At 36.6% G+C, this 21,802-nt stretch carries 25 protein-coding genes; 10 read left to right on the top strand and 15 right to left on the bottom strand.

Annotated features, from left to right (window positions below; genetic code table 11):
* The first annotated feature begins 20 nt into the window (after positions 1-20).
* Together BLR27_RS15310 and BLR27_RS15315 are read left to right on the top strand one after the other, a co-directional pair.
* Positions 21-461 carry a response regulator gene (locus BLR27_RS15310; protein WP_090706337.1) on the top strand — a complete coding sequence of 147 codons (441 nt, stop codon included), beginning with the start codon at positions 21-23 and terminating at the stop codon, positions 459-461.
* A 228-nt stretch (positions 462-689) separates the two neighbouring features.
* Positions 690-2,078: a hybrid sensor histidine kinase/response regulator gene (locus BLR27_RS15315; RefSeq protein WP_090706339.1), complete on the top strand. Its 1,389-nt coding sequence runs from the start codon at positions 690-692 to the stop codon at positions 2,076-2,078.
* 34 nt (positions 2,079-2,112) lie between these two features.
* On the opposite strand, the gene BLR27_RS15320 is transcribed toward BLR27_RS15315, so the two are convergent.
* A complete protein-coding gene (locus tag BLR27_RS15320) occupies positions 2,113-2,745 on the bottom strand; it encodes a DUF6064 family protein (protein WP_090706341.1) in 633 nt (210 codons plus the stop codon).
* Between the two features lie 517 nt (positions 2,746-3,262).
* On the opposite strand from BLR27_RS15320, the gene BLR27_RS15325 reads away from it, so the two are divergent.
* Genes BLR27_RS15325 through BLR27_RS15335 form a run of 3 tightly spaced genes read left to right on the top strand, consistent with a single transcriptional unit; the run spans position 3,263 to position 4,805 of the window.
* A complete protein-coding gene (locus tag BLR27_RS15325; RefSeq protein ID WP_090706343.1) occupies positions 3,263-3,484 on the top strand; it encodes a helix-turn-helix transcriptional regulator in 222 nt (73 codons plus the stop codon).
* Positions 3,481-3,810: a HipA N-terminal domain-containing protein gene (locus BLR27_RS15330; RefSeq protein ID WP_090706344.1), complete on the top strand. Its 330-nt coding sequence runs from the start codon at positions 3,481-3,483 to the stop codon at positions 3,808-3,810. The genes BLR27_RS15325 and BLR27_RS15330 overlap by 4 nt, the downstream gene beginning before the upstream one ends.
* Entirely contained in the window at positions 3,807-4,805 is a 999-nt protein-coding gene (locus BLR27_RS15335; RefSeq protein WP_090706346.1) for a type II toxin-antitoxin system HipA family toxin, read from the top strand. Before BLR27_RS15330 ends, BLR27_RS15335 begins: the two co-directional genes overlap by 4 nt.
* A 5-nt stretch (positions 4,806-4,810) precedes the next feature.
* Here the strand turns inward: BLR27_RS15335 and BLR27_RS18425 are convergent, their stop codons facing one another.
* The 3 genes from BLR27_RS18425 to BLR27_RS15345 form a co-directional block, all read right to left on the bottom strand.
* A complete protein-coding gene (locus BLR27_RS18425; protein ID WP_143007759.1) occupies positions 4,811-5,233 on the bottom strand; it encodes a hypothetical protein in 423 nt (140 codons plus the stop codon).
* 73 nt (positions 5,234-5,306) lie between these two features.
* On the bottom strand, positions 5,307-5,765 hold the full coding sequence (locus BLR27_RS15340; protein WP_090706392.1) for a JAB domain-containing protein: 459 nt from the start codon (positions 5,763-5,765) through the stop codon (positions 5,307-5,309).
* 460 nt (positions 5,766-6,225) lie between these two features.
* Complete coding sequence (locus BLR27_RS15345) at positions 6,226-6,432, bottom strand: hypothetical protein (protein ID WP_090706348.1); 207 nt, start codon at positions 6,430-6,432, stop codon at positions 6,226-6,228.
* Between the two features lie 46 nt (positions 6,433-6,478).
* Here BLR27_RS15345 and BLR27_RS15350 point away from each other — a divergent pair, with 46 nt between their 5' ends.
* Positions 6,479-7,021 (top strand): hypothetical protein, encoded by a 543-nt coding sequence (locus BLR27_RS15350; protein ID WP_090706349.1) that lies wholly within the window; start codon positions 6,479-6,481, stop codon positions 7,019-7,021.
* Here BLR27_RS15350 and BLR27_RS15355 read toward each other — a convergent pair whose 3' ends face one another.
* The 7 genes from BLR27_RS15355 to BLR27_RS18575 all read right to left on the bottom strand — a co-directional run bounded on the left by BLR27_RS15355 (position 7,022) and on the right by BLR27_RS18575 (position 14,775).
* Positions 7,022-7,684: an SOS response-associated peptidase gene (locus BLR27_RS15355; protein ID WP_090706351.1), complete on the bottom strand. Its 663-nt coding sequence runs from the start codon at positions 7,682-7,684 to the stop codon at positions 7,022-7,024.
* Between the two features lie 66 nt (positions 7,685-7,750).
* Positions 7,751-8,056 carry a hypothetical protein gene (locus BLR27_RS15360; RefSeq protein ID WP_090706353.1) on the bottom strand — a complete coding sequence of 102 codons (306 nt, stop codon included), beginning with the start codon at positions 8,054-8,056 and terminating at the stop codon, positions 7,751-7,753.
* Positions 8,057-8,132: 76 nt separating this feature from the next.
* Complete coding sequence (locus BLR27_RS15365; RefSeq protein WP_143007760.1) at positions 8,133-8,438, bottom strand: hypothetical protein; 306 nt, start codon at positions 8,436-8,438, stop codon at positions 8,133-8,135.
* A gap of 406 nt (positions 8,439-8,844) precedes the next feature.
* Entirely contained in the window at positions 8,845-9,762 is a 918-nt protein-coding gene (locus tag BLR27_RS15370; RefSeq protein ID WP_090706356.1) for a restriction endonuclease, read from the bottom strand.
* Positions 9,759-12,509 carry a DNA methyltransferase gene (locus tag BLR27_RS15375; protein WP_090706358.1) on the bottom strand — a complete coding sequence of 917 codons (2,751 nt, stop codon included), beginning with the start codon at positions 12,507-12,509 and terminating at the stop codon, positions 9,759-9,761. The genes BLR27_RS15370 and BLR27_RS15375 overlap by 4 nt, the downstream gene beginning before the upstream one ends.
* A gap of 338 nt (positions 12,510-12,847) precedes the next feature.
* Complete coding sequence (locus BLR27_RS15380; protein ID WP_090706360.1) at positions 12,848-13,969, bottom strand: discoidin domain-containing protein; 1,122 nt, start codon at positions 13,967-13,969, stop codon at positions 12,848-12,850.
* Positions 13,970-14,106: 137 nt separating this feature from the next.
* Positions 14,107-14,775, bottom strand: a complete 669-nt coding sequence (locus BLR27_RS18575; protein WP_090706361.1) for a hypothetical protein — start codon at positions 14,773-14,775, stop codon at positions 14,107-14,109.
* Positions 14,776-14,986: 211 nt separating this feature from the next.
* On the opposite strand from BLR27_RS18575, the gene BLR27_RS15390 reads away from it, so the two are divergent.
* The 4 genes from BLR27_RS15390 (at position 14,987) to BLR27_RS15405 (ending at position 19,286) form a co-directional block, all read left to right on the top strand.
* Positions 14,987-16,096, top strand: a complete 1,110-nt coding sequence (locus tag BLR27_RS15390) for an Abi-alpha family protein (RefSeq protein WP_090706363.1) — start codon at positions 14,987-14,989, stop codon at positions 16,094-16,096.
* A gap of 672 nt (positions 16,097-16,768) precedes the next feature.
* Positions 16,769-17,635: a DNA adenine methylase gene (locus BLR27_RS15395; protein ID WP_090706364.1), complete on the top strand. Its 867-nt coding sequence runs from the start codon at positions 16,769-16,771 to the stop codon at positions 17,633-17,635.
* 5 nt (positions 17,636-17,640) lie between these two features.
* On the top strand, positions 17,641-18,171 hold the full coding sequence (locus BLR27_RS18580; protein WP_090706366.1) for a hypothetical protein: 531 nt from the start codon (positions 17,641-17,643) through the stop codon (positions 18,169-18,171).
* Positions 18,171-19,286 (top strand): DGQHR domain-containing protein, encoded by a 1,116-nt coding sequence (locus BLR27_RS15405; protein ID WP_090706368.1) that lies wholly within the window; start codon positions 18,171-18,173, stop codon positions 19,284-19,286. The genes BLR27_RS18580 and BLR27_RS15405 overlap by 1 nt, the downstream gene beginning before the upstream one ends.
* 187 nt (positions 19,287-19,473) lie before the next feature.
* Here BLR27_RS15405 and BLR27_RS15410 read toward each other — a convergent pair whose 3' ends face one another.
* The 4 genes from BLR27_RS15410 to BLR27_RS15430 all read right to left on the bottom strand — a co-directional run bounded on the left by BLR27_RS15410 (position 19,474) and on the right by BLR27_RS15430 (position 21,764).
* Positions 19,474-19,881, bottom strand: coding sequence for a hypothetical protein (locus BLR27_RS15410; RefSeq protein ID WP_090706369.1), 408 nt, complete (start codon positions 19,879-19,881; stop codon positions 19,474-19,476).
* Entirely contained in the window at positions 19,878-20,174 is a 297-nt protein-coding gene (locus BLR27_RS15415) for a hypothetical protein (RefSeq protein ID WP_143007763.1), read from the bottom strand. Before BLR27_RS15415 ends, BLR27_RS15410 begins: the two co-directional genes overlap by 4 nt.
* 178 nt (positions 20,175-20,352) lie before the next feature.
* Complete coding sequence (locus BLR27_RS15420; protein WP_090706373.1) at positions 20,353-20,535, bottom strand: hypothetical protein; 183 nt, start codon at positions 20,533-20,535, stop codon at positions 20,353-20,355.
* 695 nt (positions 20,536-21,230) lie between these two features.
* On the bottom strand, positions 21,231-21,764 hold the full coding sequence (locus BLR27_RS15430; protein ID WP_090706377.1) for a hypothetical protein: 534 nt from the start codon (positions 21,762-21,764) through the stop codon (positions 21,231-21,233).
* Between the last annotated feature and the right edge of the window lie 38 nt (positions 21,765-21,802).

A 21,802-nucleotide genomic window follows, 5' to 3' on the forward strand; every position in this document is an offset into this window, starting at 1 on the left:
TAATATTAAAAAAAAAGTATATGAATTACGATGGTGTTGAAATTTTATTTGCCGAGGATAGTATAGATGATGCAACGCTCACCATTCGTGCCCTTACCAAAAGTGGTTTTACAAACAAACTTCATCATGTTAAAGATGGGGCTGAAGCTCTGGATTTTATTTATTGCAGAGGTATTTATGCTTCGCGCAATATAAATGAAAAGCCAAAACTGCTATTGCTCGACCTTAAGATGCCAAAACTAACAGGAATGCAGGTACTGGAAAAAGTAAAATTGGATCCAGGCTATAAATCCATTCCAGTAGTAATTCTAACTTCATCTAATGAAGATCCTGATGTGAAAAAATGCTATGCTTTGGGAGCCAATAGCTATATCGTAAAACCGGTTGACAGCAATAAATTTTTTAATGCTATTAAGGAGATTGGGATGTACTGGATGATAATTAATGAGCCAGCTCATTGATATAAAGCAATTTAAAATAATCCAGTCAACAGGATATACTATTGAAATTAAACCGGGATATATAAGATTTCTGAGATTAGATTCTTTCTGAATTTTTTAAAGAAAGACTCACAAAATTTACGGGAATATTCTTTGAATGAGAATAGTGCATAATCATTAATTTTTTGATACTTGGATGGGAATAAATTTATGTGTTACGCTATGCAGGTATTCAAATAGTATGAAATAATGACTGCTGATCTTAAAATTCTTATTCTTGAAGACAACAGAAGTGATGCTGATTTGCTTCAACGTGAATTGAAAAAATCAGGATTGATTTTCACTTCTGAAATTGTTCAAACCCGTGTGGATTTTGAGATCGCTCTTCAAAACTTTAATCCTGATATAATTCTATCCGATTATTCGCTTCCTGCTTTTGATGCAGTTAGTGCTTTCCACATTACACAAAGTATTTCTCCTCTCATTCCTTTTATTATTGTTTCTGGTGTCATCGGTGAGGAAAATGCTGTCGAGCTTATTAAGAATGGTGTTACCGATTATACGCCAAAGGATAAATTATTTACATTAAGCACAAAAATTAACCGGGCACTAAAGGACACAGAAGAAAGGAAAGAAAAAAAAGCTATTTCTGAAAAATTAAAAACACAAACGGTAGAATTAATCATTGCTAACAAAGAACTTATTCTTCAAAACGATGAAAAAGAAAAACGGACAGCAGACTTAATAATCTTATCAGAAGCATTAGAAGCCCAGAAAGAGGAATTAAGGAGAGCAAATGAGGATCTTTATGAAAAAGCTCAGCTATTACTTCGGCAGGAAGAAAAACTGATCAGAATAAATGACGATCTTTTTCTCTTAAATCAGGACCTTGAGAAACGGGTTTTTGAAAGAACTTGCGAACTGGAAAATCTGAATCATGAACTTAAAGATCTGAATTTATCAAAGGATAAATTTCTTTCTGTTATTTCTCATGATCTCCGTAACCCCATAACAGCATTGATGATCTCATCAGATAAATTAGGCCAGGATGCTGAAAAATCTATTTTTGATAAGGTCCAGCCTTTGGCGAAGATCATCCATCGTACCTCGAACCAAATTCTTCAGCAGCTGAATGAACTGGTTGAATGGGCCCAGATGCAAAGGGAAAAAGTAAGTTTTAATTCTGAAAAACTTAATTTGTTTCAAATAGTGGATCAGAGTTTCGAATTGTTAAAGGCCAATGCTCTTCAAAAAAACATTGTTCTTGAAAATAAAGTCCCTTTCGATATCTATGTTAGCGCAGATACATTAATGCTTCGTTCTATTCTTCAAAATCTGGTTACAAATGCTATTAAATATACCCCGAAAGAAGGATTTGTAACAGTAAGTGCTCAACTCAAAGATAAGATGGTGGAGGTTTGTATCACAGATACGGGAATAGGGATGGAAGAAGATGTTTTGAAAAAACTGTTTACAAACTCTAATTCAAGTTCAGTTTCTGGTACAAATAATGAAAAAGGCTCAGGACTTGGTTTAATACTCGTAAAGGATTTTGTTATACAACACGGCGGCACTATCCGCGCTGAAAGCGAGATTGATAAAGGGACAAGAATGATTTTTTCTGTGCCTGGATATTAAGCTACGGATAGTGCAGTTGTAGCTAACTCTAATTCTATTCTTTTTTTCTAGCAATCAAATAGACGATAGATGTCAGAGCAGAAACGGGCATAAAATAATCTGGATAAACTCCAAAATTAAATGCTGCGCTTGTTCCAACAATTGTCCATAAAGCAGGAATAATCACTATGTATTTTGAGAATTTTGGTTTTGTAAGGATCAAGAATCCAAATGTTAAAATCGTTGATGGACAAGGCAGTCCAATTGTAATTGTACGTATAAGCGAACCTTCCAGGACATAAATCAGAATAGGGTAAAGAACAATACCGAATATTATAAAAAAATAAGCGATATGATCCATAATTTTTCCATTATACTCAAATTCAAATTTCTTTCTGTAAAATGTCTCAATCAGAAAAATTAGTCCTTGTACCACAAAGAGTCCACCAAACACATAAGCTGTCTTATTGATTTCAGTAAAATAAGCGAAATGATAAGCTATTCCTATCCATAGCCACAATGCTCCCAAAAAACCACCAATTAGCTTATTTTTTGATTTAATCTTCGAATGTAAAATAATTGCTGATAAAATTCCTAAGATGAGTATTATCAACTGTACAGGAAATATTTCTAAGTTATACTTTTCAAAAATTTCAAAAAAATGTTCTGTTGTAAATGGAATCTTCATAACCCTTTTCCTTTTAAATTCAACAACAATTTAATGTAACTATTTTTAGAAATCTTATTAAAATGAGAGTAATGCGAATCTGCTGTTAATCCTAATTATAAAGTATGACAAAATCATCATAAACCCACTATCCGTAGTCTAATCACACTATCCGTATTTTAGCGAAGCGCTCTACGGATTTTCAATAAAAAGGAGCCGGGAGAATGCTGCTTATAAATAAACAATATCAATCAAACCTCTTTCATTTCCTTAAATCATAGAAATCGGATAGTGCCAGGACGATGAACGACCGCCGCAAATAATAGTATATCAGTAAATTGTATATCGAGTGTACGAACTGCTCACCGTTTTGTTTACATATGCTTGAAAATTATCATTTATGGTAGTGCATTATAATGCACCTTAATGCGAAAATACTTATCAGGAACTATGAAATGTGTAAAAAGTGCAACATAATGCTCTTTTAGTTTTTTTTTATTAAATATTATAGCTATTTTTGATTAAATAGAGCAATATAATGCACCATTCAGAATTGGTTACTGTCCTTAAAGAAAGAAGGGAGGCCCTGGGTATCACCCAGGCGCACCTGGCTGAGCTTTCCGATGTAAGCTTGCGGACATTAAAAGCCCTGGAGGTTGGGAAAGGCAATCCCACGCTGGAAACTATTGCTAAGCTGATAGAAGTATTGGGCATGGAACTTAAGTTAGAGATAAAAGCACCGCAGCACGATAAACAATGAGAAAAGCAAATGTTTACCGGAATGGAGAACTGGTCGGCAGTCTTACAGAAGAAAACGTGGGTCATTATATCTTTGAATACGATAATGACTGGCACCGCAACGATTCAAAGCCTGCTGTAAGCCTTACGCTGCCAAAATCCCGGAAAAGGTACGAAAGCAAGTACCTGTTCCCTTTCTTTTTTAATATGCTGAGCGAAGGCGTGAACAAAAAACTGCAGTGCACCCAGTTAAAAATTGATGAGAAAGACAGCTTCGGCTTGCTGATGGCCACCAGCCAGTATGATACTATCGGCGCTATCACTGTAAAACCAGCTGACCAGGTATGAACTTAAAAGAAATAAAACATTGTCCGGGAACTCTTGCAGAAGGATTTGATACCTATAGCCCGCTCTGCCTGAAGAACATGTTCAATAAAAAGAAGGTGAGCCATATCTTGCCTTATGAGGCTCCGCGCAATGAGGAAGTGGAAGAGCAGTTCATTGAAAACCGCAAGCGCATTTCTTTATCAGGCGTCCAGGAAAAGCTGAGCATGGTCTTAGAGAAAAATTATCTTCGCTTAACCCATCCTGGTGAACAGGGGACTTATATATTAAAGCCAATACCCAGGGATCTGAAAAAGGTAGATCAGGTGCCAGCTAATGAGCACCTCACCATGCAGATCGCCCGGCAGGTTTATGGGATAAAAACAGCAGAGAACGCACTGGTCTTCTTTCAGGATGGTACTCCCGCTTACCTGACCAAACGGTTTGATGTGAAAGTGGATGGTACAAAATGGGGGAAAGAAGATTTTGCTTCGCTTGCCGGCCAGTCAACTGATAGTGCCGGTCCCAATTTCAAGTATGATTATAACTATGAGGCATTAGGACTGCTTTTTCAACAATTCGTTCCGGCATGGAGAATAGAGATAGAGAAGTATTTCTCTTTAGTCTTGTTTAATTATCTTTTTTCAAACGGCGACGCGCATCTCAAAAATTTCGCTTTACTCGAAAGCGCATCCGCCGACTATTTATTAAGTCCGGCGTATGACCTGATCAATACCCGGCTGCATGTAGATGATACTGATTTTGCCCTGACGGCACTTTTTGCAGATAAATTCCAGTCCCGGGACTGGAAGAACCAGGGCCATGCCTCGGCTGAAGATTTTAGGGAGTTTGGCAGACGGATTGGCGTGCAACCCAAAAGGATAGATAAATTGTTAGCGCCTTTTCTTTCCAAAAAAGAACAGGTAGAAAGCCTGATCTCTAGCTCATTCCTAAATGAACCGGCCAAACGAGCTTACCTGATGCACTATCAAACCAAAAGAAATTACCTGAACACTTAGATCAGCTAATGGTCTGCAATAGCAAAGCTATGCTGCGAAGAAAAATCGTTCAAGGGCTTTATCCGGTATATTCCACATTCTCTTGAGGAATTTTCGTGAATGGAAATTGTGGTGCGATTAGCGGTAGGTTTTTGGTAAACGAGTCTGCAGACTCTTGTGCATTTAAAGATCCGTAGAGCACTGCACAAAACTACCGATAGTACAGTTTTTTTTGTAATTGAGGAGTCAGGAGACTCCACTTCATTTGAAATCCGTAGAGCGCTGCGCTTAACTCGACGGATAGCGCGAATTTCAATCACACTTTCAATAAAAAAGGCTCCAGTATTACCTGAAGCCATTTTCGTGGAGAATATCGGATTCGAACCGATCACCTCTTCACTGCCGAACAAGGCGTTTAAAGGTGTTTTAAGAGGGTTTGTCTTTTTCATTTGCGAGTAAATTTGCAGTCAAATGGCACTGTTTAAGGCACACTTTTTATTACCTAAATCTTGTTGATTATCATCACATTAAGCCTTCATCTGCAAAACTAAAATATGCATCTTTTGTCAGGATTATATGATCTAATACTGGTAAGTCTAAAAACTGTCCTGCTGCTTTTAATTTCCTTGTAAGTTCTAGATCTGCATGACTAGGTTTTAAATTTCCAGATGGGTGATTATGTACCAGGACAATCGAAGCAGCATTACATTTAAGAGCTGTTACATAAATTACTTTTGGATCACAGATCGTACCTGCTGTTCCACCTACACTGATAGGTACAATTCCTAATACTCGATGTGCTCGATTCAGGAGAATGATTTTAAACTCTTCTATGAACTCGATTATTTCAAAGTTCCAATTACTCTGCAGTACCTGAAATGTTTCAATAGAGGAGCTGATTTTAGGTCTATCACTCGCTTTAACCATTGTTTTATAGCTTACTTGCACTTCTGCTACTTTTAAATTTTGTTTAGTTTCCATATTTTTTTGATTTATATGGAACTCAGTCATGCTTTAAGATCAACTTAGCAAAGGAGGAGAGGAATAAATGGACAGTGTATGGTTATGTGGGTTTATGCCTAGCTCCTTTAAGCGTGTTGAGATTGAAGCATAAATTTGAGACATACTTAATGAAAAAATAAATAGTTCAATCTGTGTCTTTAGACTAATGGAGCAGGAAATGGAAGTTGAATGGATTAGATGGGTGGAATGAGATTTTTATATTACCTACACTTCAGTTGATTTTTAAGGTTTATACACCCCATGAAGGCAAGTGTAGGTTTTTGAGAATGTGGTTTGGTGAGTTTTGGAGAGTGGTATGGAAGTGGTGAGTTTGACCTCATTCTTTTATAAGGATTTACCTTTTAAAGAATGCGTTTGGAATATCCAATTCAATAAGTTGACAGTTCACTAAATTGATGAGATACAGATTCAACACTAATTACATATCGTGTTCTTCAATCAGTTCACCAATTTGTTTAGCGTACTCTGGCGTTATTCCCTCTGCATACCAAGTTACTCCTGATTCACCAAATTTAGCTGTTAAGTCAGCCACGAATGTGTTCCCACGATAAACTGAGTATGTACCTTCTGCAATTAGAATAATGGTCAGGTTTTCACCAACAAGGTTAACTTCAAATTGTTCCATAAACAAAAGTACTAACTTGTTTCAATTTGGTTAATTATATTTGAGTATGGGACGGTACACAGACAAGTTATACAAGAACATAAAGCACAATCTTAGTGGTTCTGGATGGTCAGGAATGAGGTATTTAGGTGTTGATGTTAATGGGATTCATCTTGTTATGCCGGAAGGTATGGAGATGAGTGAACCTTTTCAGGAGAGAATCTGGAATTTGCTTAAGGACTTACCAGATATTGATGAGCCAGTTGAAACAGTCTACATGAGTATAAGAAAGCATGGTTGGACACACTATTATCAAACTCCAATTAATCCAAGTGGTGTTGATTTTCTGACTGTTGGGATGAATGCGGAGACATGGACTACAAAGCCCGATTGGGAAATGCGGGTAAGGACAAATACTCTAACACGTGAAGACGTAGTAATTAACGAAGCGCAGACTAATCACCATCCAATTGGCACTTCAAGACTTTATATCGATCCTGAGTTATTTACGCAGATCTTCCAGGGTTTGGATGTAAATGAAAGCGATAAGAAAGAAGTGGATGACAAACCTGATCCAGACCAAATCCGGAAACGTATGAGACGGATATGATTATTTTTCTTCGAATAATTTCTCATACTCCTCAACGTCTCCTACCTTTTTGACTGTAGCTTTTTCCATCAGATTATCTGGTATTGCTTCTAACAGTTGCAATCTTTCATTAAGAGGTAAATTTTTATCTACCCAAAGATTTGCTGTCTTTTCAGTCAATAGGCAAGGCATTCGATCATGAATACTCTTCATGAATTTATTTGGAGTCCGGGTTATAATAGTACAACTATTTATTATCTCACCTGTTGACTTATCAGTCCATGAATCCCATAGACCTGCCATTAGGGTAAATCGCTGTTGCTTCATACGTATGAGGTAAGGTTGTTTAATCTTACCCTTTTCATCAAGCTTTTGCCATTCATAAAACCCATCAGTAATAATTACACAATGTCGTTTACCTAATAAGTGTTTCCAGGTTCCTGACTGTTGAAGATTCTCTAAACGTGCATTGAAGGTGCTAAACTTTGGTTTCTCTTTAGACCAAAAGGGTATTAAACTCCAGTAAAAATATTGTAGTTCATCAGGTTTTTCATCTGTAAACACAGGTAATTCAACTGTAGGAGGTAAATTGATTCCTCCAGGCTTTATTAACTCCTCTGCATACTTTAGCTGTAGCTCCTTTGCAATTTCTACAATATCTGAAGTTGAAACTCTACCACACATGGATTTAAGGATTAATAAATGAAGTCATCCTTATAAAAGTAACTGCTGTAAGTGAAAATTCAATGGTTATTTAAACTTTGGTTCTTTCCAGTAGTATTTAAACACCTTGATTGAAAACTCATGTAGTCTTTCTCTTAGTTCTTCCATTCTGGTAGATTGGAGTTTCATTTCTTTATGTGCAGCTTTAATTCCAGCAATAGGATCTCGTATTACAAAGTGCTCCAACTCGTGAAAATGCTTTGATTTACCACCATAAATGGCTTTAAACTCTTCAGGAGTATACCAGACATGCCTATTCTTATCATAAATCCATAAATTCTGCTGTAAAGCTTCTTCATGGAGCCTATCTGTTGAAGAGAAACCGAAACTCATAGAATTGCAATCTAATAACCCTGATAATTTAGTTACACAATCGAATGTTGTGTGTGGTTTTGGATGTTCTTTTCAGTTACCATTCAGAGTTTTCCCAACGTTCCAGATTTGCTGTCAATGCAATAGAAATCGCTTTCAAGTCTTCATCTGAAATAGATTCACCTATGACAACCTTCCACTGTTTAGTCTCTTCATCTTGCTGAAGCCTATAGAGTGGTTTCTTGTCTTCTTCTTGAGCCAAATCAAATGTTTCATCGTCATCATCCGAAAAGTCTTCTACATTGACTTCATAAAAGTCTGCGAACACTCCATTGGAGAGATCCATTTGAACCTCTAAAATACCTGTTGGGTGCATAGACGTAGGAACGTCTAAATCATACATGAATGCCATAATCTAATACAGTTAATATTAATTAATGTTCTCTAGTACTTTCTTGCGAATCCAATAGTGCTGAAATCAGCTTTTATTGAACGTTACACTTAGTACTCATATACAAACATAATAATAATACTAATATTTTTAGTATTTTGAATAAATTATTAGGTGGGATGGAATTTAGGGTGATGCTGCAACCTCATTCATTTACAAGGTTTCCTTTTAAAGAAGTAGCTTAAAATCGAAGTGTTCCAAGCTTAAGATGTTGTATATTTTGTCTACTACGTCTCTAAATATATAGTATCTGCAAAAATTATAAACATCTTTTAGTACTCTAATCAAAGTTATGTGAATGAGGCTTCCACATAAACTTTTAAATGTGACTAGCTTTTTAGATTAGAGATAAATTAAGCTACTCATCTTCAAAATAGTCGCTGTCAATCTTTTTTAACTCATAGACTTGTTGGGTGGTGCAACCTAAATTATAGTCAATCATTAACTGCGTGAGCTGTGTACCATCAATTAAAACAATCTTAGTTTCATTACGCGGTGAATACGTTAATGCTTCCTTGGTGAAGTTTGACGTGGTTATAAAAATACCCTTCTTTGCGCCTTGTCCTGCTAGTGCACCTACGAACTTATGCAGTTCAGGTCTTCCTACAACGTTGCCCGGTTGCCATCTCTTAGCTTGTATATAGATGATATCCAATCCAAGTTTGTCTTCTTTAATAGTACCATCTATGCCTTCATCTCCACTCTTTCCTATAGCACTGCCTGCATCTTTGATTGAACCTCCATAACCCATCTTTACTAGCAATTCAACAACTAGTCTCTCAAAAAATGTAGGTGACAATTCAAGAACCTTCTTAAGAAGTTCAGCAGCTAATGCTGTTCTAATTCTTTGATAAGCACTATCTAAATTCTCTTCTGGCGTTTGTTCATTTGCTTCAGTTGAAGAAGGAGTAGTATCTACTCCACTTTCGGAACGGCTGGTATTTTGAAATTCAAGGAAGGAAGGGAACTGTCGTAAGTACTTCGCATCAATTCGTGGGGGATTATCACGAAGGGTCTGAAGACCTATAGGAGTGATTACGAAGGTAGCTCGTTTAGGTGAATCTAATAACCCTGCCTTTTTAAGATAGGTCTTTGCCCAACCAACTCTATTATCAAAAATTGATTGATTACCACTTGCTAATAGCTCTTTCCGTTCTGCCTCTGAAACGTTAAACTTCAATGCAAGATTTTCAATTAAATCTCTATACTTATGCTCTTGATTATCAGAAACCAGTTGAAGCAACGGTAACATTATACTTTGGTAGTCAGGTATCATATAGCTTTCTTAACAGATTTTTTAGTCTTTTCTTTTGTAAATAAATCAGCAGTATACTTTTCATAAAGTTCAAATAGGAACTCCATTCTTTTTGCTTCACTTGTAAATGGTTGAGAACGGTATGCCATATCAACTGCTTTGTCAAGGTTATTGTGTGCACTCAATAGTTCAGATGGCATTGTAATTGGGTCATAGAGATCCGCTAAACTACTGTTCTTAAATTTAGACCTTATGCTAATTATGCTCTTTGCAGCCTTTTCAATGGTTTCAACTTGCTTTAAAGTCGGTGATAAAGGCCATGGATAATTATTGTAAACAGTTAATACACTATATTGATAATCAGATTTAAGTCTTCCTGTAACTGTTCTCATCCAAGCCATATGCATTTTAGAAGTGAGTATACCAAAATGATAAAAACTAGCATCAATAAGTATTCTGAGTTTATCACTACAAATTATACCAGGATGCTCAAAGCCTATAGGAATGTAGTTTCTCCTTTCTGAAGACACCTGTGGGATAATTAAAAAATCACTTGTTGGGTAACATTCTGTATGAAAATTAAGTGGGCTTGATGCTAGTTTTTGTGTAGGAGCACTTGAACTAGCACTTCTAAACTTGATTACTCTTTCTATTCTCTCTTTAACAAGTGGTAAGTCTCTTAACGTTGATGGTTCTAACTCCTTTAACCATAGAATATATCTTGGGTTGCCGTTGATAAACTCCTCTGAACCGATGAAAGGTTTAAAATAGTTTGCAGATTTTGGTTCCTTTGCAATAAACTCATTCATTTCATCTTTTGAAAAAATGTAATGTCCACCATCAATAGGCTTATTACCTGTTCTTAAAGTAGCTACGTCACAAAGTGGTCGACTTCTATTCTCAATACCAAAATCAGGTCCTTCAACTAGATAGGGACTTATATTCTTTACTTCAGTAATAAATGATTCTCCACTGACATGATCATAATCGAAGATGTATTTAGGTTTAATATCATATGCAGCGAATCCAATAATAACTACATGAACAGCAGCATTACCTTTAGCTTCATTTTTCCAGTTGAATGTTCTATGTGCGAATATTATCTTTATTTGTAACTTGTTAAAGAGTGGATTCCAAAGTGTTCCAACTTGTTCACCCTGAGTAATTGAGTTTGTTGACACAAAAGCTACCTTTACCTTCGACTTCTGTATATAATATGCTGCCTTGATATACCAGAAAGCCACATAGTCTAATATACCTACTCCTGGTAACTCTGTTTGAAACTGTTTCACATCTTCTCTCTGATCTGGATTCATCCATTTAGATCCTACAAAGGGAGGGTTTCCTATAATGTAATTGAGGTTTTCTAATGAAACTACATTGTTCCAATCAATTCTCAATGCATTTCCATGGGTGATATTAGCAGACTTCTTTAAAGGTAACCTCACAAAGTACTGACCAAATTCATTACTAATCAGCATGTTCATCTGATGATCCATAAGCCACATTGCCACTTCAGCAATACGTGCAGGGAATTCTTCATACTCAATTCCATACATCATGTCTACATCAAGCCAGATAATCTCTCTAACATCAAGAACACCCTGACCAGACTTATTTAAAATGCGTAGAATGTCAATTTCTAAAAGACGTAGCTCTCTATATGTTATTACCAGGAAGTTGCCACATCCACAAGCAGGATCTAAAAACTTAAGTTGACTAATCTTCCTATGAAACTCAATAAGTTTGTTCCTGTTGTTCTTTACTGATTCAAATTCAGCCCATAATTCATCTAAGAATAATGGCTTGATAAGCTTCATGATGTTTTTCTCACTGGTATAATGTGCTCCAAGATTTCTTCTCTCTTTTGGATTCATTACACTTTGGAACATTGATCCAAAGATTGCAGGTGAGATCTTACTCCAATCAATATAACAGCAATCAAGTAATGATTTACGCATTGCTGTATCAAAGCTTGCAGATGGTAGTACCTCTTCAAATAGCTTTCCATTTACATATGGGAATGCATTTAACTGTTCATCAAGGTTTTTGAAACGCTTATCGTTTGGAGTATTTAAGGTCTGGAATAGTTCCTGAAGCTTGGATGCCAGATCACTTCCATCTTCGTTGGTTCGATCTTCGATGTAGTTTTGAAACTGCTGCTTCTCAAAGATTGTGGTGTCTTCAGCGAATAAACAAAAGAGAATTCTTACCAGGTACACTTCAAGTGGATGCCCTTCATAGCCTATCTCTTCTAATCTGTCATGAAGCCTACCCATCAATCCAGCAGCTTTGATGTTAACCGGATCTTGTTCTTTATAAATCCTCTTCTGGTAACCAGCTATGAATCCAAAATGCTGAACGAATTTTACTAACTCTTTTAATTTAAATTCTAATGTTATTTGTTCTTCAGTGTCGAATAGTCTGAAGTTTTCAAAGTCAGAAACAAGAATGTATTTTGGAAGTTCATGTTCTTTTAAACCGTGAATGTATTCCTTAGCTTGAATGAAAGCTTTATCAAGGTTCTTACCCTTGCTTTTCATTTCAATGAGAATTACACCTTTCCAGAGCAGATCAATGTAACCATCACCTTCATTTAATTTTTTAACCCTGTGCTCAAATGTGCCTACACGCTTACGTGTAACGCCAAAAATGTTAAAGAATGCTTCAATAAATGATTTTGCTTCTGCTTCTTCATTTGTGGTGTCTTCCCATTCTTTGGAGAATGTTACTGCACGATCTTTAATTTCATTCCAGCTTAAAGCCATTTGTTGATAATAGGTTTAACCCAAATGTAATTTAATATAAAGTAAGTGCAAAAGGTTAATGAGATGTAGATTTTTCAATCTCTGTGTGTAAGTATATAGGTGCTCTAAGAATTATATACATCTATCAATGAAGTTGATCTGGGTTGGGTATGTTTCGTAGTCTCAACTTCATTCTTATAAAAGCAGGAATTACTGGGAAGTGAGGCATTAAGGTGACGGACGATCAGATTCAAGATTTCAATAGCTTGCTATGGCACCCGTTAGACGCGCTTTAATTATATTTCATTGCGAATTCACATCAGCAACACTTCAAGTATTTGAATGCATTAGAGTATTAGTTAAATTTCTTTACTGGTTATTGCATTAACAATACTTGGTGACACTACATCTTCAGACGAAAATGCTGTTGGCTGATGAGCAAAAACGATTTTCATTGCATCAATAAATACATGCCCTCTGCTAGTGTTTCCATATTCCTCACCTGTTAAAATGGAAATTGCAACGGTCAGCGACATTGCCTTATGTTTGTTCACAACATAATTGTGTCTTTCTGCTCTAAAGTTCTTTAAACACCAAGTTATGGCGAATACTAGTATAGATATTAAAAGACCTTTTCCTATAAAATAAGAGGCCAACAGATAACCTGTAAACTGTATGAACTCCTTATGTTTTGATGCCTCTGTAATAATACTTATTGCATGATCGTCATAGTAAATAAACCAAACCAACAGAACGAAAAACCCTATTAACCCTCCTAAAGACCCTCCTAGCCACCAGTACCCTCTGTGTTTGTTATTAACAGATTCACGTTGAAAATCGATACTCCGTCTAATTATATCAATTTGATTAATGAGTTCGGTGGATTGCCTTAGGGTGCTGTCAATCTGTTTCAACTTCTCATCTAATCCCTTAAAGACATCGCTTTTCTCTGAAATCGCAGTATCCAGCATTTCTTTGATTCTCTCTTCACCCGGTATACCTGTAACTATATCAAAAGTATGCTTGTTGGTTCCCAGGATTGGTCGTGGCTCCTCGTCATGAATTTCAAATTCTACGATGTGAAACATCTCGTTAGCTGAGTTGTAATGTCCTTCGAGTTGAACAAACCTCGTATAAGTATCGTTGAGAAATGTGAATACATACCATCCATTCCCTCCAAGATCATCCTTATTAGAATAAACTTGTTGGTAATGCTCTCCATCATTCGATATACTAAGTGTAAACTTGTACTTTCTTGAGTGAACAGTGGATTTACCTTGCCCCAAGTTATCCCAAAGCAAAAATCTTACTACTCTAACCTGTAAAGATGAACCTAAATCAATGGTGTATTTACATGGCCACGACGCGTGCGCAAAACCAGAATTGCTATTGTAGTTTGTTACATCACCATTAGTCGCAACATCTGGGGTTGTCCACACATCTTTCTCAAATGGTAGTTTACCAAGTGCAAGGTTTGCCATATAAAACAGTTAAAATTTAATTAATTAAGTTAACTAAATTTATTAATTAACAACATTTTCTTGTGGACCATCCGCGAACGGAGCAGGCATCTAAGGAAAGAAGCACGGCTAGACGAAAGAATGATTAGATAACCTAGTTAGTTCTCATGTCTGATCTCTCCTGAAACCTTTGTCAGTCGAAGCGCTATTCCAATGATAAGTAATAAGGGACTTAATAAGTTCCAGACAAGGTCTTTAGTGGTTTCGTGAGCTAATTTGGACGCAACCTGAAACTCACTAGCGTCGCTATTATAATATTTTATCCTATCAATTATGACCTCTTCGTGCCTCAAGAACATATCAAGTTGAACATTGGCCTTAGGTACCGAATCAAGATTTATAACTTTAAAGGTTACTGTGTCAATTTTGTCTACGATTATTTGCATTTCTTTTTCCCAAATGCACATCGTTTTCCAGTCTCTATCTAACTCATCAAAATTTGCTGGACCATTGTACGGTTTCATGATTCCTTCACAGATCCATGATGTATCTCCTCGATTGAAATAACTTTTTATGAGTTGTAAATTCATAATCAGTGCTGGTCGGAGTGTGGAAACTTTGATTTCGCTTGCTGTTCGCTCTGCACTTCTGGTAGGTGCGACTAAACCTATTACAGTAAGACTAAGCCAAACATAATCCATATACTTCCACTGCTTCTTTGATAGGTTTTTAGGATAAACCAAAAAGTAGTGTAAGAAAAATGAAATTGACAGAAGCAGTGCTACTGAATAATAAAAATTCGATAGAATAAAATTAATAGAATCCATTCTTTGCTTATATGCTACTGACTAAGATAGTAAATATAACATTTTGCACTTTTTGAACGAATATCATACAATATGCGACCGTCTGCGACTGAACGAAGGTCATGGGAGTAACATAGATCACCCATTAAACGGACAGTATGTGTTCTCCTAGTTAAATTATTATATTGCTAAGTGATTAACTCAGATTGGTAATAGTTTTATTGTGTAGACAATGAGTAAAAAGAAAACCCAGAAAAACAAAACACAACCTCTTATTGACATATCAGTTGATGGTTTTGATCCTCTGGGACTTAAGTCTGTTGGGGAAATTTCAAAGAAATCGGTTGAGTTCGGCTTAGACGCAGCTAGAGAGTTTCTGAAGCTAACTTGTAAACCTCTACTCGAAGAATTGGGTTTGGTGATGAGAGACCAATTTACAAGTTGGAAACTTAATAACATAATAAAGCTTTTAGAAAAGGCTAAGGGTAAAATGCATTACGATCTCGAAAATGAGAAGTTAGTACTTGACCCGCGTGTGGCATACCAGATTATTGACCATGCATCAGTTATTACAAACGATACGTTGCAAGATATGTGGGCTGGTCTTTTTGCATCATCATGTCGTACTTATGAAGAAGATGAAAACATCTTATTCATTGAGCTTTTGAAAAGGCTTACCTCCTCGCAAGTAAAATTATTAAACCATCTATGCTTGCTTTCTCCTAAAACAATCAATTTAAATGAGTTCGCTCAAGCAAGAGATAGTGGCATGATAACACTGGGTGCAATCAAAATAAAACCAAATGAAATTCTTGCAATAATGGAGACAGATAGCATGTTAAAAGCAGAGACAGAATGTACAGCCCTAGAAAGTTTAGGGTTGCTAACATTAGTAGGCCAGAGAAATATGTTCGTTTCGTTTCTTCAGAATATGAGTTCAAGTCAACTTGGAGTGAAACCAACTCTATTAGCTATAAGCTTGTATGTAAAATGCCAAGGGTCTCCACATTCTCCATATAATTACTTTATGAAGGATCTCCAATCCTTTTATCATAGTTTTATTAAAGAAGTAATCAAGATTGAAGAAAATGAAACTTTGGAGTTTTTAGATCAAGAAGTTCAATATGCAAAACAGTTTGATGGAGATTTGGTGTACAATCAAAAAAAGTTAGGATTCAAAGATCCAAGCTGGCGCACCCTAACGGTTGATGAACTAACAAAGCGATTACGTGCTATTGTTGTTTTTAAAAATTTTACAAAATTAAACGACTCTTATGTAATTGAAGTTGATAAAGTTAACCTCGGCACCTTTAATTACTTGGATGGTTTCAAATCGAATTAGTATCACTGCGACCTTCTGCGACTGAGCAAACCATCTAAGGAGAGGAGCACGTTAGTGCGGTCCTTAGTATGTTCACACAAGGAACTGGCGAAACTATTGATTTAAAAGGCAACTGAGGTGGGTCTCAATAGTTATGACAGTTGTGAAGTGGTTTGCGAATCCGCAGGTCGCTATTCTAGAGAAGCAAGAAGACATAACAGGATATGGTGAAACCATCGTGGAATGGGTTTAGGAGCTTCTATGGAAACTGCTTCTTGCTCATAGCAATGCTTATGACAGACTGTGAAGCTTAAGGCTTGCCCTGGTTGTTAAACCAAGGCAACAGCGATGGAGCATAGCGAATGAATCGTAGCGAAGCACAATTCATGAGAGAGGTCTGGCGTAAAGCATTAGCGAGCATAATCCAGTTTCCATGCCGATCTTCCTGTGGCTGACGTTGATACCACCACAGGCCACCCATAGTACCACCTGCACGCAGTACCTTTTAATAAATGCACTGAAGAACATAACTTCCAACACTTCAGGCAACACTATGCCTTTCCTCGGCTAAGCCACCTTTTGAGAAAGGCAGAGTTGGTGGCTGAAATATTTTTTATATATTTAAATAAGAATCATCTTTGTAGGCATAAAAGATCACCAATTTGCCATCTTCCAATAGATATTCTCACAGCAATGATCGAGAGTTTAAATCGAGTAAATAATTTAGCAACTGAAGAATGTGTAACAAAACTGCGTGTAAAGCCATTTATTAGATGGGCAGGTGGGAAACAGAACTTAGTTGCCAAACTCTCTTTACATCTTCCTAAATTCAAATTTAACCGTTATTTTGAACCTTTCCTTGGAGCTGGTTCAATGTTCCTTTACAATGGTTTTACCAATACTGTTTTATCTGACATCAATTCTCACCTTGTGAATGCTTACAAACAGTTAGCCTCAAGTCCTGAGGAAATTTTTGACCAACTACAATATCATCTGAGATTATTGAATCCTGATTACTATTATAAACTCAGAACCATTTTTAATCAAAATAGAGATTCTTTTAATATTGATCAAGCTTCATTATTTATATTCCTAGTCCATACATCATTCAACGGGATCTACCGTGTCAACAAAAAAGGTGAATATAATGTACCAGTAGGTAAACTCAATCCATCACTACCTAGCATTGAACATCTAAAGGCCATCCAGGCGTCATTACAGGGTATAGAACTTATTGACTGCATGTATGAGGATGTATTAGATCGTATTGGTTCTGGTGATTTGGTTTATTTGGATCCACCATATCCACCTTTAAATGATACCTCCTACTTTCAACACTATACTATTGACAAATTCCTATACCAAAAGCAATGTGAGTTGGCAGAGAATGTTAAATTTCTTAGTGACAAAGGTGCATTTATTTTAATGTCAAATGCGGATACCCCGCTCATCAGAGAGCTTTATAGCTCCTGGAACGTAATTGATATAGATGCTATGAGGTCGATCAACTGTAAGCCTAAAAGAACCTCTGTGAAAGAATTGATTATTAGCAATTATTAATTTATATGAATTTCAGGATTCCCCAAATATCAACCTACATTAGTCTCACTGACCAGCAGAAAGCGCATTATTCAAAGACAGTAAAAACCTTCATTTACAATGTCCTCAGTATTATTCTGCCATTTATCCTATCTCTTTTCGCAATTGGTTTACTCAAACGATATGATAAAGTGTCGAGTTTTCTATATGAAGGTGAATTTCTGCTATTCTCTGTTGGATTGCTAACTAATGCAATGTACATGTTTAATGAAAATAGAGCATCTATAAAGAACTACTTTGATAAATTGCTCAATCATGCCTGCTGGTGGCTACTTCTCTTTTGTGCAACATTTTACGCGATAATGTATGCATTCAATGAACTAACAAGCTATCAGTTGGACAACGACCTTATTGGGATTTTTACAGGAACAATGTTTGTAATTTCAGTTATTGTTAGCTTTAGAAGTACGTTATTAGATTCATTACGTACCTATCCGCGAATTGATGTTGATCAAGTGAATCGTAGTGCTATTGATAATATAATGGAGGAGATGTAATGGATCAGCAAACTTATACTTTTCAGTGTCTTAAGTGTACTCAACCGATTGGTGAATTCTATATTGGTGTAATAGACCATGATGCATTAATTTACATATCCTACGCGGACATAAGGAGACTTGAGACTGGTACAGAGGAGAGGGAAGTGGAAGTCTATACTGGAATACAACGTGAGCTTTCTACAAAGCGAGCAAAGGATATAGGTAAGTATGTAAATATGGTAGACGCAACGTTTCCGACTGGAGTTATCTTACATATCGACCCTAAAGATATAATCTCATACGACCAAGGTACAGGGATGATGACCATACCCTACAAAGACAACGTCGCCAAAGTTCTCGATGGGCAACACAGAATAGCTGGACTTGAATACTATACACGGAGTCCTGGGAGTTTCCAAGTAAATATCACAATCTTTGTTGGTATGGAGCTTGAGGACCAAGCGATAGTATTCGCTACAATAAATAAAACACAAACAGCAGTGAATAAATCTTTAGTGGCAGATCTATTTGAGTTTGCTACCCATCGAAGTCCTCAGAAAACTGCCCACAATATCATTAGAGCCTTGAATCAGAAAGAAGGTAGTCCATTTAAAGATAAAATTAAAATATTGGGTAAAGCTGATGACAGCCTAAAGGAAACAATTACACAGGCGACATTTGCTGAAGCACTGATGAAGATGTTTTCCAGAGATCCTATGTCTGATCGCGATATTTACAAACGTGGTAACACACCACTAAGATTTACTGGTAAAGACTTAGAATCTAAGCCATTACGAAATCTTTTTATTGATAAACAAGATGGTGTTATTGCCAAGATTATAATGAACTATTTCCTTGCTGTTTCGCAACGATGGCCACGAGCTTGGGAAGTTGTAGAACCGACAACAATCCTGAATAAGTCCACTGGGTTCATCGCATTAATGAATCTGTTCAAGGATATCTATGTTACATTTGGCAATGTAGGCGATGTGATTGAGGTAGATCAATTTTTTGAATTGTTCAAGAAGGTCAACCTTTCCGATGCTGATTTTACACGTGAAAACTTTGTGCCCGGTTCAAGTGGACAATCAGCATTATATAAAAAGTTTAAAAACGACATGGGTCTAATCTAACATGGAAGTTCACTTTCCCAACTTAGATGCTAGAGGGTCACGGTAAAAAAATTAATTAAAAGTTAGCTTCTCTTGTGATTATTCTTCGTCAATCTTTTTTCTTTGCAAATCTTAATCATGCTCATACGAGAAAATGATCGCAAATAGAGCCTGATGCTCATTTTCCGCTGGATCCTTCAGTTCTTTATCATTCAGTTCTGCGTATACTGATATGTCTACCATTCAAAATCTCGTCTACATTACGTTCTCCTTCAATTGCATCTGGTTTAGTAGTTTTTCTAGAGCAATAAGGGTTCTCTTCGTTCATTAGACGTCGATTTCCCTCATACCATAATGTAATAGCTAAAAGCACTTTTCGCTCATTGTCAGTTAAATCTTCTAGCTCTTTAGCATCTAATTCAGCGTACAATTCATCAATGTTTCTACCAGCCATGATTCGTTCCTGCTCAAGTTCATCTAGTTTAAACTGTTCTTCGTCTCGTATCCTCTGTTCTTCTGTTATTTTCTCAGCTAATTTAGCCTTGTAAGCAAAGTACTCACGAGCTATCAAATAAAGAATTGTTAAAGCTATTGATATATATATGAAGGTTTTCATTGTTCAGTGAATGTTGCGTTAACAATTTGCAATACCCTTGCGCCTTCGACTGAGCACACAGTTGATATTCTGTTACCTGATTTCATGAAGTACCGAAGGTCAGATTTAAGATAGGTAGACAGGTCATCTGGATGTATTGACAAGGCGTAGTAGTCACCATCATCACCTTGAACCTCTAACGATCCATGATAGAAGTTAGCTGCTTTGATCACTCCACTGATGGGTTCTGTAAATCCCATGTATCCTAACGACTTCTGAGTCTTTGGATCAGGATAAAGGTCATCCATCGTCACTGTGAATGTTTTGGATTTCTTGGCAGGTAGTTTGACTTCTACCTTTTTTGTGGTATCGACTGTGTCGACTTGGGCACAACTGGTGAGCATGACACTCACCAGTATTAGCAACATGATCTTTATTTTCATGTATTAAACTTGATTTAACGATTTTACCTTTTAAAGAATGTGGTTGTGATTACCCAAAACAAGCTCTGAACAGAAAGACCATCAACATCAGTGGTAAAACTATCTTTATGATAATACCAAAGAATAATGCTCCTCCTGTTACTGCTCCTTCAACTGCTTTTTCCTTACTGTCTGTCATGAAGTAGGCGACTGCGCCTCCTATGACGATGAAAATTATTAGCCACTCAATCATGACCCAGGTTATTGATTGTTCAGACTAATCATATGCCCTATATATTCGTCATTTTGGCTTGGTGTCATGGTATTGAAGGAATTACAGATAGCTTTGACGTGTTCCGTAAGAAAAGGGTATGTGTTAGTCTGATTAGCTAGGTTGAAAGATTTGGCTTCGGTAAGTGCAAGATGGGATAGTTCATGGGTTTGAAGCAATCGACTAATATTGCACTCACGGTGTAGATGGTAAATCAGTCTTAGTGCCTTGCCATAAATTGAACTTTCTCCTTTGTAATGCGGAATTGGAGGTTTGTTAACCCGGATGAACAGGGCAGGTTCTTTTGATTGTGAATTTGGTACTACAAAGATAGTGACGTCTTGGCTTCCTAGTGCTGCTCCAATCTGTGCAGACATTAATACCGTAAGCTGTTCGGTTGTATATAATGACATTTTGTGAGAAAACCGTTGAGTCCCTCTTCGGCTGGTTAGTAAATACAATAAGCGCAGGACAGTAACCTTGAACTGTAAAGAGAGGGACCTAGGAGACCCTGCACAACAGAAAGGCTACGCCCCACGCTTATTAGCATGGAGCGCAAGTCTAACTGTCCTTGTTTGTGCATTTGAAAATTTCCTAGGTTTTCTCTCTTACAAGAACTTTAGCTAACGCTTATAATCTTAAATCAATGATGCTGATGTCTGTTTCTTCTCTTAAAGTTATGTTTCATGCAATTTACGAACATTGCTTGAATTTTCAATTAACAAATAGATATGCTCTTTGTCCTGAACTTGAATAACCCGGTTAAAGAACTCTTTACAATTAGGTTTTAACTGCCAGTGTTTGCATGAACCAGGTGAGTAATCTTCACGTAACTGAATCTGCTGCATAAGCTCTTTCTCAAAAGGACAGTTAAAGAAATCAAACTGTATTCGATATTTAAAATCGAAGCTACATTCCAGATGCAGATAGCAACTACTTGTCAAAAAGGTGTGCATAGCAAGGCAACTTTCACTGTTATCCATTTTGTGATTTTTCTCATATACTGTCCTTTCTGAAGTGCTCTGTAACTTCGAATAAAGAGTTTTAGCAAGCTTCAAAATCTCATGATAAGTGAGCTCAATAATTGAATTTTGATAGTGCGAGGAGTCTTTATATGGGTTGGCAAGTGCTATTACCCATCTTTTTTCTATCTTCCGAGTCTCCTTTTTAAAAGGTGCAAGATGTTGTATCGTAGATTTTATCTCAGTCATAAAAATTAGGTTAAGAAGCCTACCAGACCGTAGTCCGG

This window comes from Daejeonella rubra, from assembly GCF_900103545.1.
GTDB classification, from domain to species: domain Bacteria; phylum Bacteroidota; class Bacteroidia; order Sphingobacteriales; family Sphingobacteriaceae; genus Daejeonella; species Daejeonella rubra.

What these genes read in the sequence shown, in the direction of transcription:
- BLR27_RS15310 (WP_090706337.1), top strand. Translation starts at nt 21, where the DNA reads ATGAATTACGATGGTGTTGAAATTTTATTTGCCGAGGATAGTATAGAT.
- BLR27_RS15315 (WP_090706339.1), top strand. Translation starts at nt 690, where the DNA reads ATGACTGCTGATCTTAAAATTCTTATTCTTGAAGACAACAGAAGTGAT.
- BLR27_RS15320 (WP_090706341.1), bottom strand. Translation starts at nt 2,745, where the DNA reads ATGAAGATTCCATTTACAACAGAACATTTTTTTGAAATTTTTGAAAAG.
- BLR27_RS15325 (WP_090706343.1), top strand. Translation starts at nt 3,263, where the DNA reads ATGCACCATTCAGAATTGGTTACTGTCCTTAAAGAAAGAAGGGAGGCC.
- BLR27_RS15330 (WP_090706344.1), top strand. Translation starts at nt 3,481, where the DNA reads ATGAGAAAAGCAAATGTTTACCGGAATGGAGAACTGGTCGGCAGTCTT.
- BLR27_RS15335 (WP_090706346.1), top strand. Translation starts at nt 3,807, where the DNA reads ATGAACTTAAAAGAAATAAAACATTGTCCGGGAACTCTTGCAGAAGGA.
- BLR27_RS18425 (WP_143007759.1), bottom strand. Translation starts at nt 5,233, where the DNA reads ATGAAAAAGACAAACCCTCTTAAAACACCTTTAAACGCCTTGTTCGGC.
- BLR27_RS15340 (WP_090706392.1), bottom strand. Translation starts at nt 5,765, where the DNA reads ATGGAAACTAAACAAAATTTAAAAGTAGCAGAAGTGCAAGTAAGCTAT.
- BLR27_RS15345 (WP_090706348.1), bottom strand. Translation starts at nt 6,432, where the DNA reads ATGGAACAATTTGAAGTTAACCTTGTTGGTGAAAACCTGACCATTATT.
- BLR27_RS15350 (WP_090706349.1), top strand. Translation starts at nt 6,479, where the DNA reads ATGGGACGGTACACAGACAAGTTATACAAGAACATAAAGCACAATCTT.
- BLR27_RS15355 (WP_090706351.1), bottom strand. Translation starts at nt 7,684, where the DNA reads ATGTGTGGTAGAGTTTCAACTTCAGATATTGTAGAAATTGCAAAGGAG.
- BLR27_RS15360 (WP_090706353.1), bottom strand. Translation starts at nt 8,056, where the DNA reads ATGAGTTTCGGTTTCTCTTCAACAGATAGGCTCCATGAAGAAGCTTTA.
- BLR27_RS15365 (WP_143007760.1), bottom strand. Translation starts at nt 8,438, where the DNA reads ATGTATGATTTAGACGTTCCTACGTCTATGCACCCAACAGGTATTTTA.
- BLR27_RS15370 (WP_090706356.1), bottom strand. Translation starts at nt 9,762, where the DNA reads ATGATACCTGACTACCAAAGTATAATGTTACCGTTGCTTCAACTGGTT.
- BLR27_RS15375 (WP_090706358.1), bottom strand. Translation starts at nt 12,509, where the DNA reads ATGGCTTTAAGCTGGAATGAAATTAAAGATCGTGCAGTAACATTCTCC.
- BLR27_RS15380 (WP_090706360.1), bottom strand. Translation starts at nt 13,969, where the DNA reads ATGGCAAACCTTGCACTTGGTAAACTACCATTTGAGAAAGATGTGTGG.
- BLR27_RS18575 (WP_090706361.1), bottom strand. Translation starts at nt 14,775, where the DNA reads ATGGATTCTATTAATTTTATTCTATCGAATTTTTATTATTCAGTAGCA.
- BLR27_RS15390 (WP_090706363.1), top strand. Translation starts at nt 14,987, where the DNA reads ATGAGTAAAAAGAAAACCCAGAAAAACAAAACACAACCTCTTATTGAC.
- BLR27_RS15395 (WP_090706364.1), top strand. Translation starts at nt 16,769, where the DNA reads ATGATCGAGAGTTTAAATCGAGTAAATAATTTAGCAACTGAAGAATGT.
- BLR27_RS18580 (WP_090706366.1), top strand. Translation starts at nt 17,641, where the DNA reads ATGAATTTCAGGATTCCCCAAATATCAACCTACATTAGTCTCACTGAC.
- BLR27_RS15405 (WP_090706368.1), top strand. Translation starts at nt 18,171, where the DNA reads ATGGATCAGCAAACTTATACTTTTCAGTGTCTTAAGTGTACTCAACCG.
- BLR27_RS15410 (WP_090706369.1), bottom strand. Translation starts at nt 19,881, where the DNA reads ATGAAAACCTTCATATATATATCAATAGCTTTAACAATTCTTTATTTG.
- BLR27_RS15420 (WP_090706373.1), bottom strand. Translation starts at nt 20,535, where the DNA reads ATGATTGAGTGGCTAATAATTTTCATCGTCATAGGAGGCGCAGTCGCC.
- BLR27_RS15430 (WP_090706377.1), bottom strand. Translation starts at nt 21,764, where the DNA reads ATGACTGAGATAAAATCTACGATACAACATCTTGCACCTTTTAAAAAG.